We start from the raw sequence: 14,894 nt of genomic DNA on the forward strand, positions 1-14,894 counted from the left end.
ATCAGTGTCCCGGCAGCACACACACCGCGTCGATCCCCAGCACATGGTTGAGCCGCCCGAAGGCCAGCCACGACCCCAGACACATCGTCAGCTCGACTATCTCAGCCTGCGAATAGTCCTCGAGCATGCGCTGCCAGAACTCGGCGTCCAGGCCGTGGTGCTCCAGGGCGTAGCGCTCGGCATACTCGGCGGCCAGCTTCGCCCGCCGGTCCAGTGCCTCGGCGGTTCGCCATTCGGCGACCGCCGCGTCGAAGCCCTCCTCGACCTTCACGCCATCGCGCTCCGTGCGCCAGTCCAGGCAGAACAGGCAGCCGTTGATCTGGGCAGTCCGCAACCGGGCCGCCTCGAACTCCCGCAGCCCCAAAGTCGTGTGCTGGTACACGGCCATCGAGAACGCGGCCGCCGCCGGTCCGATGCCGGGCACCATCTCGCCCCACACGTAGCCGATCGGCTCCTTGCCCTCGGGTACATCGATGATCACTGCGATTCTCCTCCCCACAGCCCGACCGGCGCCCCGATCGGCACGTTCAGCGCGTCGTAGATCCCCGGCTCCCGCCCCACCAAAAACCCGATCGCCCCGACCAGCCGCCCCGCGGCCGTCGCGTTGCCGCCCGCCGAGCGGTTCCCGCCCTCGTCCGCGGCCTCCACCGTGACCTCGATCCGCGGCCGGCCCTCGATCAGCACCCGGTGCGCCCCGACCCCGTCCGGCGCCTGCGGCCACCGCGGCGCCACCGAGGCGTGGATCCGGGTCACGTGCTCGACCACGATCCGCGCCGCGCCGCCGACCAGCCCGCGCACCTCGAAGCGCACCCCGCCCTGGGTCCCGGCCTCGAAGCGCCCCATCGTCGTCGTGTCCACCGACTCCGGCAGCGGCGCGCGCTCCACGTGCTCCTCGATCTCCGTCACCGTGACGTCCAATGCCCGCGCCATCAGCCGGATCTGGCCGCCCCACACCATCGTCGGCACCCCCGGCGCGGTCATCGGCGGCTCGTAGTCCATCGGCTGCCCCATGCCGACCAGGTACCGGACCGAGTCCTCCTGGTCGTACGTCGAGTAGTCGAAGATCTCCTGACACCGCACCGCCTCGATCGAGGTCCCCAACCCGGCCATCAGCAGCGGCAGCACGTCGTTGGCCCACCCCGGATCCACCCCCGACGCGAACAGCGACCCGCCGCCGGCGGCCACCGCCGTGAGCACCTGCTCCCGTTGGCCGGCCGGCGCGCTCGGCGGGTCGTAGAACGCGTACAAAGCCGGCGTGACCACGACCGCCCCGCTCCGGATCGCGCGGATGACGTCCGCCAACGCCGCATCCGGCCGCACGTCCCCGGAGGCCGCGTACACCACGGCCCGCGCCCCGCGCAGCGCCGCCGCGACGTCGTCGGTCGCCGCGACCCCCAGCCGGCGCCCCAGCCCGGCCAACTCCCCGGCGTCGCGCCCGACTTTCGCCGGGTCGTGCACGAGCACCGCGTGCAGGCTCAGCCCGGGGCGCGCGGCGACCGCCCGGATCGCCGCGCGCCCGATGTTCCCGGTGCCCCACACCAGGGTCGGGATCTCATCCGCCATTGGCGATGATGTTCTCGATGTTGCGCTCGGCCAGCGCCGTGATCGTGACGAACGGGTTGACGCTGGTGTTGCCGGGGATCAGCGCGCCGTCCATCACGTACAGCCCCGGATAGGCGGTCAGCCGCCCGTAGTTATCAGTAGCCTGATTCAGTACCGCGCCGCCGAGCGGGTGGTAGGTGATCTCGTCCTGCCAGGTCTTGTACGTCCCGAACAGGTCGGTCCGGTAGATGGTGCCCTCGGTCGAGTTGATCTTGTCGAAGATGGTCTTGGCCATCGTGATCCCGTCCTGCTTCCACGCCTGCTGCCAGCTCAGATCCACCTTCTGCGTGGAGCTGTTCCAGGAGAACTGCGCGCGGTGCGGGTTCCTGGTGATCGACAGGTACAGCGAGGCCCAGGTCTCGATCCCGATCGGCAGCGGGGCCACCTCGGCGAACGCGCCGCCGGCGGTCCAGTTGTCGATGCCGCCGCAGGGGATGGTCGACTGGTTGGCGCCGGTGGGGTCCCAGATCTGGTTGGCCCGGCCCACCATGATGTTCCCGTTGTCGCCCCAGCCCTGGCCGACCTGGTCGTTCAGGTTCGGCAGCTGCCCGGTGTCGCGCATCTGCACCAGCAGCTTGCTGGTGCCCACGCTGCCCGCGGCGAAGACCACCTTGTCCGCGGTCACCTCCTTGGTGGCGACCACGTTCCCGGAGGTGTCCAGCTGGTTCATCAGCACCGTGTACCCGCCGCCGGAGGCCGGGGACACCGAGGTCACCTTGTGCAGCGGGGAGATGTTGACCTTGCCGGTGGCCAGCGCGGCCGGGATGTACGTCTTCTGTAGGGACTTCTTGCCGTAGTTGTTGCCGTAGAGCAGCTCCTGGGCCAGCGCCGAGCGCGGGACCGTGCCGGCGTCCTCCTGCTGCATGTAGTTCCAGTCATACACGTCCGGCACGAACTCGAACGGGAACCCGGAGCGACCGGCCTGCTTCTGTCCGACCCGCGCGAACTCGTACCACTGCGTGGTGTTGAACCAGCCGTTGGGGATGACCCCGGCGCCGAGCCCGGCGTTGGCCCGCGGGTAGTAGACGTTGTACATCTCGTTCGGATCCACCGAGGGCAGGATCGCGCCGAAGTTCGCCTGCTTCGGGGTCACCGCCATCCCGCCGTTCACCAGCGACCCGCCCCCGATGCCCCGGCCCTGGTACACGGTGATCCCGGCGAAGTCCTCGGCGTCCAGGATCCCGGTGTACGAGGCGATAGCGCGGTCGATCGGGATCCCGAGGAAGTAGCCGACCGGCTGCTTGGTCTCCGTCCGCAGCCAGAACGACCGCTGGTCCGGGCTGGTCAGGTTGCAGAAGATCTTGCCGTCCGAGCCCGGGGTGTCCCAGGCCATGCCCATCTCGATCATCTCCACCGCGACGCCGGCCTGGGCCAGCCGCAGCGCGGCCACCGAGCCGCCGTAGCCGGTGCCGATGACCAGCGCCTGGACGTGGGCGCCGTTGCCGATGGGGGTGGCGCGCCGCGCCGCGGCGGCGGCCTTCGCGGCGGAGAAGCCGCCCAGCGCCGCCGCGCCTAGAACAGAACCGGTTCCCGCCAGGAATCCGCGCCGTGACAGACCTCGGACTCCTGGGCCCCGCCTTGCTGTTGCGCTCATGTGACGCTCCTCACACGGTGCGGATTTTGAGAACTTGTTCTACTACCGCCACCGTGAGAAGTCACGCACTTACTGACGAGTAATATAACGGAGCATCAGATCAAAAACCGCAGGTAGATCATGCTGTATCGGCGCGCCGAGGGGTTTGACTCCGATACGTGTGCCCCAACTCCGGACCCAGCCCGAAGTAGTGCCGGAAGTTGTAGATCAGCGGACTCCACGCCGCCGGCTGCACATAGTCCGTCCCGGCGATCACGACCGCCCGATCGGCGTGCACCTTCAGCACTTGAGCCTCGACGATGAGGAAGTCCCCGGTGACGTCGAGCCGGGCCGGCGCCACCCGGGCCTCGAACTGCAACCCGCACTCCGCGACCCGCGGCGGATTGACAAGAACAGACTCCTGAGATGTGAACCCTGATACACCGAACTTGTCAGGCTCGTACCGCATCCCGGCCGGTTTGCTCTCCGGCACCGGGAACCGGCCCGTCACCCCGGCCAGCGACTCGATCTGCTTCCACAAATGCGGTCCGGGCACGTTGATCACGATCTCCGGACGCCGCGCGAGGTTGTAGGCGGTCTGGCCGTCCGCACCGAGGCCGATGACGATCGTGTAACCCAGTGCCCACGCCGAGGAGATCGGCGCGAGGTTGGCCGAGCCGTCGTCGTTCTCCGTCGACAGCAGGACCACCGGGGTGCCGAAGTACAGGATCGTCGGCTCGATCGGGACATGCTCGCTCATGAGCCGACCGTAGGCAGCGGACACTTCGGCGGCGGCCGAACCGTGGCCGGACCATAATCGCTGGTATGAGCACCACCGGCCCCGTCCCCGCGGACCCCACCCTCGTCGGCTCCGACCTGGCCGCGATGGCCCGCCTGCTGGCCGACGGCACCCGCGCCACCTTCTGCCTGGCCCTGCTCGACGGCCGCGCCTGGACCCCGACGGAGCTGGCCCGGCACGCCGGCGTCGCGCCGTCCACCGCCACCGAGCACCTGAACACCATGGTCGCCGGCGGGCTGCTGGTCCAGGAACGCCAGGGCCGGCACCGCTACGTGCGGCTGGCCGACCAGCAGATGGCCGAGCTGATCGAGACCATGGCCGCCGCCGCACCGGTCCGGCCGGCCCCCGCGGCGCGCACGCTGTCCGCCGACAGCCGGCGGCGCGCGCTGGCCCACGCCCGCACCTGCTATGACCACCTGGCCGGCCGGGTCGGCGTGGCGATCGCCGACGCCATGACCGAGCGCGCGCTCGTGGAGTGGGAGCACGGCCCGCGGCTCACCCCCGGTGGCGAACGCTGGCTCGCCGAGCTCGCGATCGACGTCCCGGCCTCGGCCAAACGCCCGGCGCTGCGGCCGTGTCTGGACTGGACCGAACGCCGCCCGCACCTGGCCGGCGCGGTCGGCGCGGCACTGTGCGGCCACGCGCTGGACCAGGGCTGGATCCGGCGGGTCGGCAGCAGCCGCGCGGTGCTCGTCACCCCGGCCGGCCGCGACGTCCTGGCCGCCCGGCTGGGGCTGTCCGCGGAGCTGTTGACCCCGGCCGGGAACTGACTCAGTTCTCTGATTCACTCATCGGCCCCGGCCGGTCGCGGTGCTATGCGGCATTGCGGTAGCGGGCGGTGCGGCGCCGCGCCAGCCATCGCCCGGCCGCGCCGGAGCGACATCGAATCAGAGCACGAATAGGGTCACCGGCACGCGGTCGGCTTCCGGCGAACCAGTTCTTCGGGTACCAGTGGGAGGGCGCCGCGCGTCCCATTCGGGTTCGACAAGGGGTGGAGGAGTCATGTCAGCATCCTCAATCAGTGTGCGAAGAGCCCTGGCGTTCCTCGGAATGCTGGTGCTCACGGCCGCCGCGCTGGTGGTCGCGCCGGCCGGCCGGGCGCACGCCGCCGCCAACGTCGCGGTGCAGCTCGGCTACGCCGACAACGCGCGGGCCAATCCCAACAACTTCCCGACTCCGTGGGAGGGCGCGCCGAACGTCACCTACGGCGGCTGTACCGGCGGCTGCACCTTCGACGCCGGCGCGGTGCGGGTCATCAACAACACCGGGGTCAACGTCAACGTCGATTACGTGAAGGTGAGCTTCGGTACCTGCGTGTTCGACATCTGGCGGCACAACGTACCGCTTGGAATGAACGGGCAGTACATCCTCACCCAGACGATCAACTCCTTCAGCTCCGGCTGCACCACCGACGGCTCCTTCGACACCTCCGACATCGGGCCGAACGGCGCGGACTGGTCCGGGAACTGCAATCAGTCCGGCGTGGTCCCGGTCGTCACGGTGTCCATCGACGGTGTGGTCAGCAACTTCAACGACACCGGCAAGATCCTGAACACCGGCGGCGTGGACGGCGCCTCCTGCGGGATGGGCAACGAGTCCCAGCAGTGGGCGCCGGTCGGCAGCGTCTCCTGCCCCGGCTCGATCCTGACTCTGGCGCCGAACCAGCAGGAACTCGCGGTCGGTTCTCAGGCCTCTGTCACCGCCGACTACGTCAACAGCTGCGGCGACCCGCTACAGGGCGCGCCGATCGCGTTCAAGGTCTCCGCGGGCCCGAACAGCGGCCTGACCGGCACCGGGACCACGGACGCCGCGGGCAACGCGACGTTCAGCTATACCAGTACGACTTCGGGGACTGACACAGTCGGCTCCTCGACGTCGAACCCGGCCGGCACCGTCAGCTCCAACGACGTCAGCGTCATCTGGGACATCCTGCTGACCGGCCGCGCCTACGCTCTGGAGTCCTCCGGCCTGCTGGGCATCACGCCGACACCCCAGGCCGGCCCGGTCGCGACCACCGTGGCGAGCAACAGCTCCCCGCCCTGCGTGGTCACCATCAGCGGCCTGATCAACGCCGGCACGCTGTGTGCGAACGTCACCACCGCGGTCGCCCCGGACTCCTCCACCGCCAACGCCTCGGTACAGCACGTCGGCATCGGCCTGCTCGGCCTCCCGGCGATCCAGATCGGTGCGGTCACATCCACCTCGCACTCGGTCTGCGCCGGCAGCACCGGCGGCGCGACCATCGCCTCCATCACGGTCGGCGGCATCGCGGTACCGGTCAGCGTCACCCCGGGCCCGAACACCACGGTGAACCTGCTCGGGATCAAGCTGATCCTGAACGAGCAGATCCCCACCGGCACCGGCACCGACCACACGCTGACGGTCAACGCGGTGCACGTGATCGTGCCCGGGCTGCTGGACACGATCGTGGCCTCGTCGACGAGTGACATCCACGGGTGTGTCTGAGAACTGAGATGAGATAGGAGCTGCGAAAAGTGACGGCCTGGCCGGGGGATCCCCGGCCAGGCCGTTCGTCGAGCGGGCGCGGCGGGCGTCGCGTCGTCACGTTCCGCCCGCGGGTTGTGCGGACCTCAGGCGCCGCAGGTCGTGCCCAGCGCGGTCATGTCAGTCGTGACCGCGGTCTCGTCAGGCTGCTTGCCGGAGGAGGCGGCGTTGGCGATGTTGGTGAGGTCGTCGCCGACCTTGTTGATCGCCGCGGCCTTCGACGGGTCGGTCGACTTGGCCGCGTCAGCGTGGAACTTGTCGCCGAGGGTCTTGAACGCGGCGATCGCGGCTGCGGGGTTGGTGCCGACGCTGCCCATCGATGAGCCGAGGGTGGACAGGTCCGTCATCGCCGCCTGGCACCCCGGATCGCTGCCGCCGAGCCCGCCGGTGGTGCCGCCGGTCGAGCTGGAGTCGTCCGAGGACGAGTCGCCGCCGGTCGTGCCCGAAGTGTCGGAAGAGGAAGCGCCGCCGGTCGAGGACCCCCCGGTCGAGGAGGTGCCGCCGGTGGACCCCGCCGCCGAGGTGTGGCCGGTCTGGCCGCCGGTGAGCGGGTTGCTGCTGCTACCGGGCGTCGTGCCGGACGAAGAACAGCCCCCGAGCAGGATCACCGACGAGGCCAGGGCCGCGCCGACGAGAGCCCGGACGCCACGCGTGGTGGACATTGGTGTTACCCCCATTGTTGTGTATCGAGCGTGCGAAGTGCCTCGCCACGCTACCGCAACGGGTTGACGTCGAGTGCACAGACCGGAGGGATATCCCTTAAAAACGATGTCAAACGTGAGCGGCTCGCGATCATCGCGTGATGTCGACCATTGAGACGATCTCCAGCGCCGCGGCGACCGTCGCCGCCAGCGTCTCCGTCACGGGAATCCCGAACCTGCGCCCCAGCCGGACCAGATAGCGGTTCCGCTCGGGATTCGGGCAGTCCGGCGGGCAGCCGAGCACCGTGCGGCCCGAGCGCACGGTGAACCCGAACTCGACGTTTGTGGTGAAACCCGGCAGAGTGCGCAGATCGCGCGGAATCCAGAACAGGATCGCCGAGGCGCGGTCCAGTCCGTCCCACTCCCACTCGATCTGGTCCTCGTACTCGGTGTCCGACAGACCGCCGGGGTGCTCCGGAATCAGGATGTGCAAGGTCGCCGGCGCGGTCCACGCGGCGTCCAGCGCCTGGATCGCCTGCGGACGCCAGGAGGCGACGGCTTCGGAGCGCGGGGTCGGACCGGCCAGGAACACGCTCGGCCCGGCCGGGATCGGCTGGCGGGCCCACACGACGGAAACAGTCATGCGGTCATCATCAGGGGAACCGCGTGCCTTCTGGCAACGCTCGGCACCCGGAGTTCTCCCCGAATCCATCATCCGCGGCTACTTTGCGAAGGAAGAGCGACATCTCAATCCTCTGTCGAAGACAGGAGCCCGCGTATGTCGTTGTCCCGTCGTCGTCTGGTCACCACAGCCGCCGCCACCTCCGCGCTGTCCCTACTGCCGCCCTCGCTGACCGAGGCGATGGCCGCGGCCGCCCCGGATCCGCGGCTGCACTCGCTGGACCAGATCGAGCACGTCATGATCCTGATGCAGGAGAACCGCAGCTTCGACCACTACTTCGGCACGATGTCCGGGGTGCGGGGGTTCGGGGACCGCGACGCCATCCGCCTGCCCGACGGCCGTCCGGTGTTCTACCAGCCGGACGCCGCCAATCCCGACGGCTACACCCTGCCGTTCCGTGTCGACACCACCAAGACCAGCGGGGCCAAGTACCCCAGCACCGACCACGGCTGGCCGGCCCAGCACGCGTCCTGGAATCAGGGCGCGATGGACGGCTGGCTGGCCGCGCACCGCGTCACCGACGGCGGGCCCTGGACCATGGGTTACCACACGCGCCAGGACGTGCCGTTCCACTACGCGCTCGCTGACGCCTTCACCGTGTGCGACAACTACCACTGCTCGGTCTTCGGCCCCACGCATCCCAACCGGGTGATGGCGATCAGCGGCACCAACGACCCGCACGGCGTGGCCGGCGGTCCGGTGGTGAGCAATGCCAACCCGGCGCCGTTCGGCTGGACCACCTACGCCGAACGCCTGGAGGCCGCCGGCATCAGCTGGCGCTACTACGTCGCCAACACCGCGGGCTCGGATCTGGGCTGGTTCCAGGCTTTCCAGGACGCTCCCAAGGATTCCTCGTTGTGGATCAACGGCGTGCAGGCCCGGCCGCCGCAGGCGATCGCCGACGACATCGCCAACGGCGACCTGCCCGCCGTCAGCTGGCTGAACTCGCAGTACCAGCCCTCGATCGGGCTGCCGGAGGCCAGCGAGCACCCGCCGGGGCTGCCGGCGGCCGGGGCCGAGTACATCTGGGACGTGCTGGACGCGCTCGGCCAGAACCCCGACGTGTGGGCCAAGACCGTGCTGATCATCACCTACGACGAGAACGACGGCCAGTTCGACCACGTGCCGCCGCCCACCGCGCCGCCCGGCACGCCGGGGGAGTGGATCACCGCCGACCCGCTGCCGGCGGACTGCGGCGGCTTCGCGGGCCCCAACGGGCTCGGGTTCCGGGTGCCGACGCTCGTCGTCTCGCCGTGGAGCGCCGGCGGCTACGTGTGCTCGGAGGTCTTCGACCACACCTCGACGCTGCGCTTCCTGGAGCGCCGGTTCGGCATCTGGGAGCCGAACATCAGCGACTGGCGCCGCCGTACTGTCGGTGATCTCACACGGACGCTGCGTATGCATGAGCCGCACCGCGCGTTCCCGAAGCTCCCGGACGCCGAGGCGCTGTACCAGACCGAACTGAACGAGGTCGCGACGCTGCCCGCGCCGGTGCCGCCGACGGAGCAGAGCATGCCGCGCCAGGACCCGGGACGCCGCCGCCGGGTGGGGTGAATAGTCCCTTTTGTTAACGCTGGGAAGGTCCTGAGAACGCCTCAGGCCCTTCCCAGTTCCGGTTGCCCTGACAGTGATCCGGCCGCCACGCATCGTGAGGCCTGTGGCCAAAAGCACCCGAAACCCTCACCGCCAGTGCGTCCTATATCAACTACATGTCATCGTTCTTGTTATTTGCTCAGGCTTGTGCTTACCGTCTGGGTCATGCCCCGCCGCGAGCGGGGACCTCGCCGGCCGGCACGCCTCTTCCTGCCCCGGACCGCGAGAGTCATTTGAAACCGACCCCCGTGATCGGAGCAGGACGCGGACGGCCCCGAGTCGTCCGCCGGCGTGGCGGAGAGAAAGCAAGAGCCGAGTATGTTCAAGCTGTCCAACCGCAAGAAGACCGGAATCGTCGTGGCCTCCGTGGCCGGTGCCGCAGTCGTGCTGCCCGCCCTGATGGCCACCACCGCCAGCGCCGCGAGCGTCTCCACCTGGGACCAGGTCGCCTCCTGTGAGAGCGGCGGCAACTGGTCGATCAACACCGGCAACGGCTACTACGGTGGCCTCCAGTTCTCGACCAGCTCCTGGCTGGGCGCCGGCGGCGGCCAGTACGCCGCGCGCGCCGACCTGGCCACCAAGGACCAGCAGATAGCCGTCGCCGAGCACCTGCTGGCCTCGCAGGGCCCCGGCGCCTGGCCGGTCTGCGGCCCGCGCGCCGGCCTGAGCGCCGGCGGCGCCGCGGCCGACGTGAACACCAGCGGCGGCTCGTCGAGCAGCAGCACCCAGCAGCAGAGCAAGCCGGCCCAGCAGACCCAGCAGCAGGCGCCGAAGCAGTACACCCAGCAGGCGCCCAAGCAGTACACCCAGTCCAACACCCAGGACTGGAGCGCGCCGAAGCAGAACACCCAGCAGGCCCCGGTCCAGGCTCCGGCTCAGACCCAGGCTCCGGCCGTCCAGGCCCAGCCGAACGGCCAGACCTACACCATCGTCAGCGGCGACACCCTGTCCCAGATCGCCGTCAGCCACCACGTGGCCGGTGGCTGGCAGAGCCTGGCCCAGCTGAACAAGAGCCAGATCTCCAACCCGAACCTGATCTTCCCGGGCCAGGTCATCAAGCTCTAAGGTGCACAGCACACTGCTTCACTCGGCCCCGGCCCGCCTGGTGCGGGCCGGGGCTGTGACTCGTGTTCGAGGCGTGTATTCGGGGCCTTATGAAACCGAAGTTCCGCGGGCCGCCGCGACGGCCTCCAGCGTGAGCTTCAGCGAGGTATCAGCGTCCTGCTTCGCTGAGTCCATCACCGCGTGCGGTTCCGGCCACGCCTCCCACATCCCCTGCATCCGCAGCACGTGCTCCCACGGCACCGTCGGCCGCCAGCCGGGGATGCCCCGGTCCCGGCCCTCCACCCGCGAGCGGTGCAGCTCCGCGTCCGTGCAGACGCACTCCACGCCGACCAGGCGCGCTCCGAGGTTCTCCGTCACCCGCCGATACCGCTCCCGGGCCTGGACCTCGTGCCCGGTCACGTCGAGCACCACGTCCAGCCCGAGCTGCAACTGCCGGGCGAGCGCCGCCACGATCATCATCTCCGCCAGCGGGTCCAGGTTGTCGTCCGTCAGCACCCGGAAGGGTGTCAGGGCACCGAGTTGCCAGTCCATGGAGAACACCGCCGCGCGAAGCTCCCGGGCCAGGCCCTCGGCAAGCGTGCTCTTCCCGGCCCCCGGCACGCCGGCGACCAGCACCGCGACCGGTGTCGCATCGGGGTCCAGCGGAGTCAGGCGCTCGTAGACTCCGAACGCGTAGTCGGCCATCGCGGCGTCATCGGTCATGGAACCGAGCCTAGGCGGGCGCCCGGCTGAAGTGGGTGCGCATTCGCTGACGGCGAACGCCGTAACACCGATCGTCGTCACCATCGCCTAGCCTGGACCCATGCCCGCAGCTTCAGTGTCCACCAAAGCGTTGCAGATCCCCACCCCTGACGGTCAGTCCGACGCCTTCGCCGCTTTCCCCGACGACGGCGGGCGCCACCCGGGGGTGCTGATGTACCCGGACGGCTTCGGCATCCGGCCGGTGTTGCGGGAGATGGCCGGCGAACTGGCCGGGCACGGGTACTACGTGCTCGTCCCCAACTACTTCTACCGGACCGGCCCGGCACCGGTGATCGAACTTCCCGACTACATCGGAGAAGAGGCCAGGCCCGCGATCTTCGCCCGGCTGATGCCCATGATCGCGGCGCACACCAACGAACGCGTCCTGATGGACGCCGAGGCCTATCTCAGCTTCCTCACCGCTCAGCCCGAGGTCGGCGCCGGACCGGTCGCGGTGACCGGCTACTGCATCGGCGGCCTGTGGGCGCTGCGCACCGCCGCGGCCCACCCCGGCCAGGTCGCCGCCTTCGCCGGGTTCCACAGCCCGGTGGTCGCCGACGGTCCCGACGGCCTGCACCGACTGCTTTCCCAGATCACTGCCGAGGTCCACCTCGGCCACGCTGCCTCCGACATGACACCCGAAGCGCTGAACGAGCTCAACGAGGCCTTGGACGCCGCGGGTGTCGGCCACAGCTCTGAGATCTACCCCGGCACCGTCCACGGCTTCACCATGTCCGACACCGACGCCTTCGACTCCGACGCGCGGCAGCTGCACTGGGACCGTCTGCTCGGCCTCCTGCGCCGGACGCTCGTCGACGGCTGAGGCCCCGGTCGAGAGACCAGCCGAGAAACAAACCGGCTTGACCCAGCCCACCGGGCCGGACTACTTTCGATACGAAACCGTAGCGTATCGGAAGTAGGATCATGACCGGCACGCCCAGCACCACGTCCAGCACCATGGGCCGACCTCGCGACTCCAGCCGCGACGTGGCGATCCTCCAAGCCACCCTGGCCCTGCTCACCGAGGTCGGCTACGAGCAGCTGTCCATGGAGGCCGTCGCCGGCCGTTCCGGCACGGCCAAGACCACCGTCTACCGCCGCTACCGCGACAAGGCCGCCCTCGTCGCGGCCGCCGTCGACCACCGCGCGCCCAGCACGCCGCCCGAGCCGGCCTCGGAGGACCTGCGCGAGAACCTGCTCGCTCTGGTCGGCTGGCTCGCGGACCAGATCGCCGAGAAGGAGATCGGGCTGCTCGGCGCGGTGTTCGCCGGGATGCGCAGCGACCCGAGGCTGGCGCAGGAGATGCGCCGCATCCTGAACCGCGACGGGGCCGCGATGACCGAGCGGCCGTTGCGCGTGGCGGCCGAGCGGGGCGAGCCGTTGGTGCCGGACGCCGCGGAACTGTTCGTCGAGGTCGCCTCCGCGGTGATCCTGCGCCGCGTCGTCGTCGCCAACGAACCCTGCGACCAGAGCTTCATCGAGCACGTCGTCGACGACGTGCTCCTGCCCGTACTGCGTAGTACGAAGGGAACACCCGCATGATCGTTGTCACCGGAGCCACCGGCGCGCTGAACGGCGCGACCGTCGAGCAGCTCCTCAAGCACCTCCCGGCCGCGCAGATCGGCGTGAGCGTCCGCGACGTCGCCAAGGCGCGGCACTTCGCGGATCGCGGCGTCCGGGTGCGTCAGGGTTCGTACGAGGACCCGGCCGCGCTGCGTCACTCCTTCGAAGGCGCCCAGCAGGTCCTGCTCGTCTCGTCCAGCGATCCGCACGACGGCCACGTCGCGCTGCACCGCGCCGGCATCGAGGCAGCCGTCGCCGCGGGAGCCGAGCGCATCCTCTACACCAGCCACCAGGGCGCCGGAGCCGACACGCCCTTCCCGCCGGGCCGCGACCACGCCGCGACCGAAGACCTGCTCGCCGCCTCCGGTGTCGCCTGGACCTCGCTGCGCAACGGTTTCTACGCCCACAGCCTGACCTGGTTCCTGGGCCCCTGGCAGGAGAAAGGCAACATCACCGCTCCGGCTGACGGTCCCGTCTCCTGGACCGATCGCGCCGACTCCGCCGAGGCGGCAGCGGTGATCCTGGCCGACGGCCGCACCTTCGACGGTCCGGTGACGCTCACCGCGAGTCGGGCCGTGACTTTCGACGACGTGGCCGCCATCGCCTCGACGATCGGCGGCCGCCCGGTCGAACGCGTCGTCGTGGACGACGAGGAGTGGATCGCGAACCAGGTCGCCGCCGGTACGCCGGAACCGAGGGCGCGCATGATGCTCACGCTGTTCCAGGCATCCCGCCAGGGCCGCTTCGCCGGGGTCGATCCGCTGCTCGCCGAACTCCTGGGACGCGAACCGCGCAGCGTCGCCGACCATCTCGCGGCGAGTGCGTGAAACAGCCCTGATACCGATACCGACCCACCGGCGCGGCGCTACCCCTTCAACCGCCCCAACCGCTCCACGGCCTCAGCCAACACCTCGTCCTTCTTGCAGAACGCGAACCGCACCAGACTCCGCGCGGCCTCGGTGTCGTCGTAGAAGACCTGGTTCGGGATCGCGACGATCCCGCACCGCTCCGGCAGCTCCCGGCAGAACGCCATGCCGTCCTGGTCGCTCAGCCCACTGATATCCGTCGTGACGAAGTACGTCCCGTCTGGCCGGAACACCTCGAACCCGGCCGCGCTCAGCCCGTCGGCCAGCAGATCGCGCTTGCGCTCCAAGTCGGAGCGCAGCGTCGCGAAGTACTCGTCCGGCAAGGCCAGCGCGGTCGCGGCCGCGTACTGGAACGGCCCGCTGGCGACGTAGGTCAGGAACTGCTTGGCGCTGCGAACCGCGGACACCAGCGCCGGGGGAGCGGTCACCCAGCCGACCTTCCACCCCGTGAAGGAGAACGTCTTGCCCGCCGACCCGATCGTCACCGTGCGCTCCCGCATCCCCGGCAGCGTGGCCAGCGGAATGTGCTCGGGGCCGAACGTCAGGTGCTCGTAGACCTCGTCGGTGACGACCAGCAGGTCCCGTTCCCGCGCCAGCTCCGCGATCGCCTCCGACTCCGCGCGGGTGAGGACCATGCCGGTCGGGTTGTGCGGGGTGTTCAGCAGCAGCAGGCGGGTGCGGTCGGTGACGGCGGCGCGCAGCGCGTCCAGGTCGGGGCGGAAGTGCGGCGGACGCAGCGTCACCGGCACCCGCACGCCGCCGGCCATCGCGATGCACGCCGTATAGGAGTCGTAGTACGGCTCGAACGCCACGACCTCGTCGCCCGGCTCCAGCAGCGCCAGCAGCGCCGCCGCGATGGCCTCGGTGGCGCCGGCCGTGACCAGCACCTCGGTGTCCGGGTCGAAGTCCAGGCCGTAGAAGCGCTTCTGGTGCGCGGCGACCGCGGCCCGCAGCTCGGGGATGCCGGCGCCGGGCGGGTACTGGTTGCCGTGGCCGGCCAGCACGGCCTCGGCCGCCGCCCGCTTGATCTCCTCGGGCCCGTCGGTGTCCGGGAAGCCCTGGCCCAGGTTGATCGAGCCGGTGGCGACGGCCAGCGCCGACATCTCGGCGAAGATGGTGGTGCCCATCGGGGCCAGGCGGCTGTTGACGTAGGGCATGCGCATGCCGCCATCCTGCCGTACCGGCGGCGACCCGGCTCGTAAGGCGGCCCAGCCCGTAAGGCGACCCGGCTCGTAAGGCGACAGGCCGGTGACGCCCCGCGCCC

At 70.1% G+C, this 14,894-nt stretch carries 15 protein-coding genes; 7 read left to right on the forward strand and 8 right to left on the reverse strand.

Going from position 1 to position 14,894, the window contains the following annotated elements:
• Window position 1: 1 nt before the first annotated feature.
• The 4 genes from IZR01_RS13775 to IZR01_RS13790 form a co-directional block, all read right to left on the reverse strand.
• Window positions 2-481: a carboxymuconolactone decarboxylase family protein gene (locus IZR01_RS13775; RefSeq protein WP_194924044.1), complete on the reverse strand. Its 480-nt coding sequence runs from the start codon at window positions 479-481 to the stop codon at window positions 2-4.
• On the reverse strand, window positions 478-1,563 hold the full coding sequence (locus IZR01_RS13780; protein ID WP_194924045.1) for an NAD(P)H-dependent amine dehydrogenase family protein: 1,086 nt from the start codon (window positions 1,561-1,563) through the stop codon (window positions 478-480). The genes IZR01_RS13775 and IZR01_RS13780 overlap by 4 nt, the downstream gene beginning before the upstream one ends.
• Window positions 1,553-3,196, reverse strand: a complete 1,644-nt coding sequence (locus tag IZR01_RS13785) for a GMC oxidoreductase (protein ID WP_194924046.1) — start codon at window positions 3,194-3,196, stop codon at window positions 1,553-1,555. Before IZR01_RS13785 ends, IZR01_RS13780 begins: the two co-directional genes overlap by 11 nt.
• 118 nt (window positions 3,197-3,314) lie before the next feature.
• Complete coding sequence (locus IZR01_RS13790) at window positions 3,315-3,935, reverse strand: flavin reductase family protein (protein ID WP_194896252.1); 621 nt, start codon at window positions 3,933-3,935, stop codon at window positions 3,315-3,317.
• A gap of 65 nt (window positions 3,936-4,000) precedes the next feature.
• Between IZR01_RS13790 and IZR01_RS13795 the strand changes: the two genes are divergently transcribed.
• Window positions 4,001-4,744: an ArsR/SmtB family transcription factor gene (locus IZR01_RS13795; protein ID WP_194924047.1), complete on the forward strand. Its 744-nt coding sequence runs from the start codon at window positions 4,001-4,003 to the stop codon at window positions 4,742-4,744.
• Between the two features lie 232 nt (window positions 4,745-4,976).
• Window positions 4,977-6,440 (forward strand): Ig-like domain-containing protein, encoded by a 1,464-nt coding sequence (locus tag IZR01_RS13800; RefSeq protein ID WP_194924048.1) that lies wholly within the window; start codon window positions 4,977-4,979, stop codon window positions 6,438-6,440.
• A 125-nt stretch (window positions 6,441-6,565) separates the two neighbouring features.
• Here IZR01_RS13800 and IZR01_RS13805 read toward each other — a convergent pair whose 3' ends face one another.
• Entirely contained in the window at window positions 6,566-7,141 is a 576-nt protein-coding gene (locus IZR01_RS13805; protein WP_194896255.1) for a hypothetical protein, read from the reverse strand.
• Window positions 7,142-7,271: 130 nt separating this feature from the next.
• Window positions 7,272-7,763 carry a nucleoside 2-deoxyribosyltransferase domain-containing protein gene (locus IZR01_RS13810; RefSeq protein WP_194896256.1) on the reverse strand — a complete coding sequence of 164 codons (492 nt, stop codon included), beginning with the start codon at window positions 7,761-7,763 and terminating at the stop codon, window positions 7,272-7,274.
• A gap of 135 nt (window positions 7,764-7,898) precedes the next feature.
• On the opposite strand from IZR01_RS13810, the gene IZR01_RS13815 reads away from it, so the two are divergent.
• Together IZR01_RS13815 and IZR01_RS53215 are read left to right on the forward strand one after the other, a co-directional pair.
• Window positions 7,899-9,356 (forward strand): alkaline phosphatase family protein, encoded by a 1,458-nt coding sequence (locus tag IZR01_RS13815; RefSeq protein ID WP_194924049.1) that lies wholly within the window; start codon window positions 7,899-7,901, stop codon window positions 9,354-9,356.
• Between the two features lie 357 nt (window positions 9,357-9,713).
• Window positions 9,714-10,460, forward strand: a complete 747-nt coding sequence (locus IZR01_RS53215) for a transglycosylase family protein (RefSeq protein WP_194896258.1) — start codon at window positions 9,714-9,716, stop codon at window positions 10,458-10,460.
• Between the two features lie 87 nt (window positions 10,461-10,547).
• Here IZR01_RS53215 and IZR01_RS13825 read toward each other — a convergent pair whose 3' ends face one another.
• A complete protein-coding gene (locus IZR01_RS13825) occupies window positions 10,548-11,162 on the reverse strand; it encodes a P-loop nucleotide/nucleoside kinase family protein (protein WP_194896259.1) in 615 nt (204 codons plus the stop codon).
• A gap of 100 nt (window positions 11,163-11,262) precedes the next feature.
• Here IZR01_RS13825 and IZR01_RS13830 point away from each other — a divergent pair, with 100 nt between their 5' ends.
• From IZR01_RS13830 to IZR01_RS13840, 3 genes are all read left to right on the forward strand, one after another.
• Window positions 11,263-12,024, forward strand: a complete 762-nt coding sequence (locus IZR01_RS13830) for a dienelactone hydrolase family protein (RefSeq protein ID WP_194896260.1) — start codon at window positions 11,263-11,265, stop codon at window positions 12,022-12,024.
• A 101-nt stretch (window positions 12,025-12,125) separates the two neighbouring features.
• Window positions 12,126-12,743 (forward strand): TetR/AcrR family transcriptional regulator, encoded by a 618-nt coding sequence (locus IZR01_RS13835; protein WP_228559398.1) that lies wholly within the window; start codon window positions 12,126-12,128, stop codon window positions 12,741-12,743.
• Window positions 12,740-13,591, forward strand: coding sequence for an SDR family oxidoreductase (locus tag IZR01_RS13840; RefSeq protein WP_194924050.1), 852 nt, complete (start codon window positions 12,740-12,742; stop codon window positions 13,589-13,591). Before IZR01_RS13835 ends, IZR01_RS13840 begins: the two co-directional genes overlap by 4 nt.
• Before the next feature lie 38 nt (window positions 13,592-13,629).
• On the opposite strand, the gene IZR01_RS13845 is transcribed toward IZR01_RS13840, so the two are convergent.
• Window positions 13,630-14,793, reverse strand: coding sequence for a pyridoxal phosphate-dependent aminotransferase (locus IZR01_RS13845; RefSeq protein ID WP_194896262.1), 1,164 nt, complete (start codon window positions 14,791-14,793; stop codon window positions 13,630-13,632).
• Between the last annotated feature and the right edge of the window lie 101 nt (window positions 14,794-14,894).

This window comes from Catenulispora pinisilvae (assembly GCF_015356865.1).
GTDB lineage: Bacteria > Actinomycetota > Actinomycetes > Streptomycetales > Catenulisporaceae > Catenulispora > Catenulispora pinisilvae.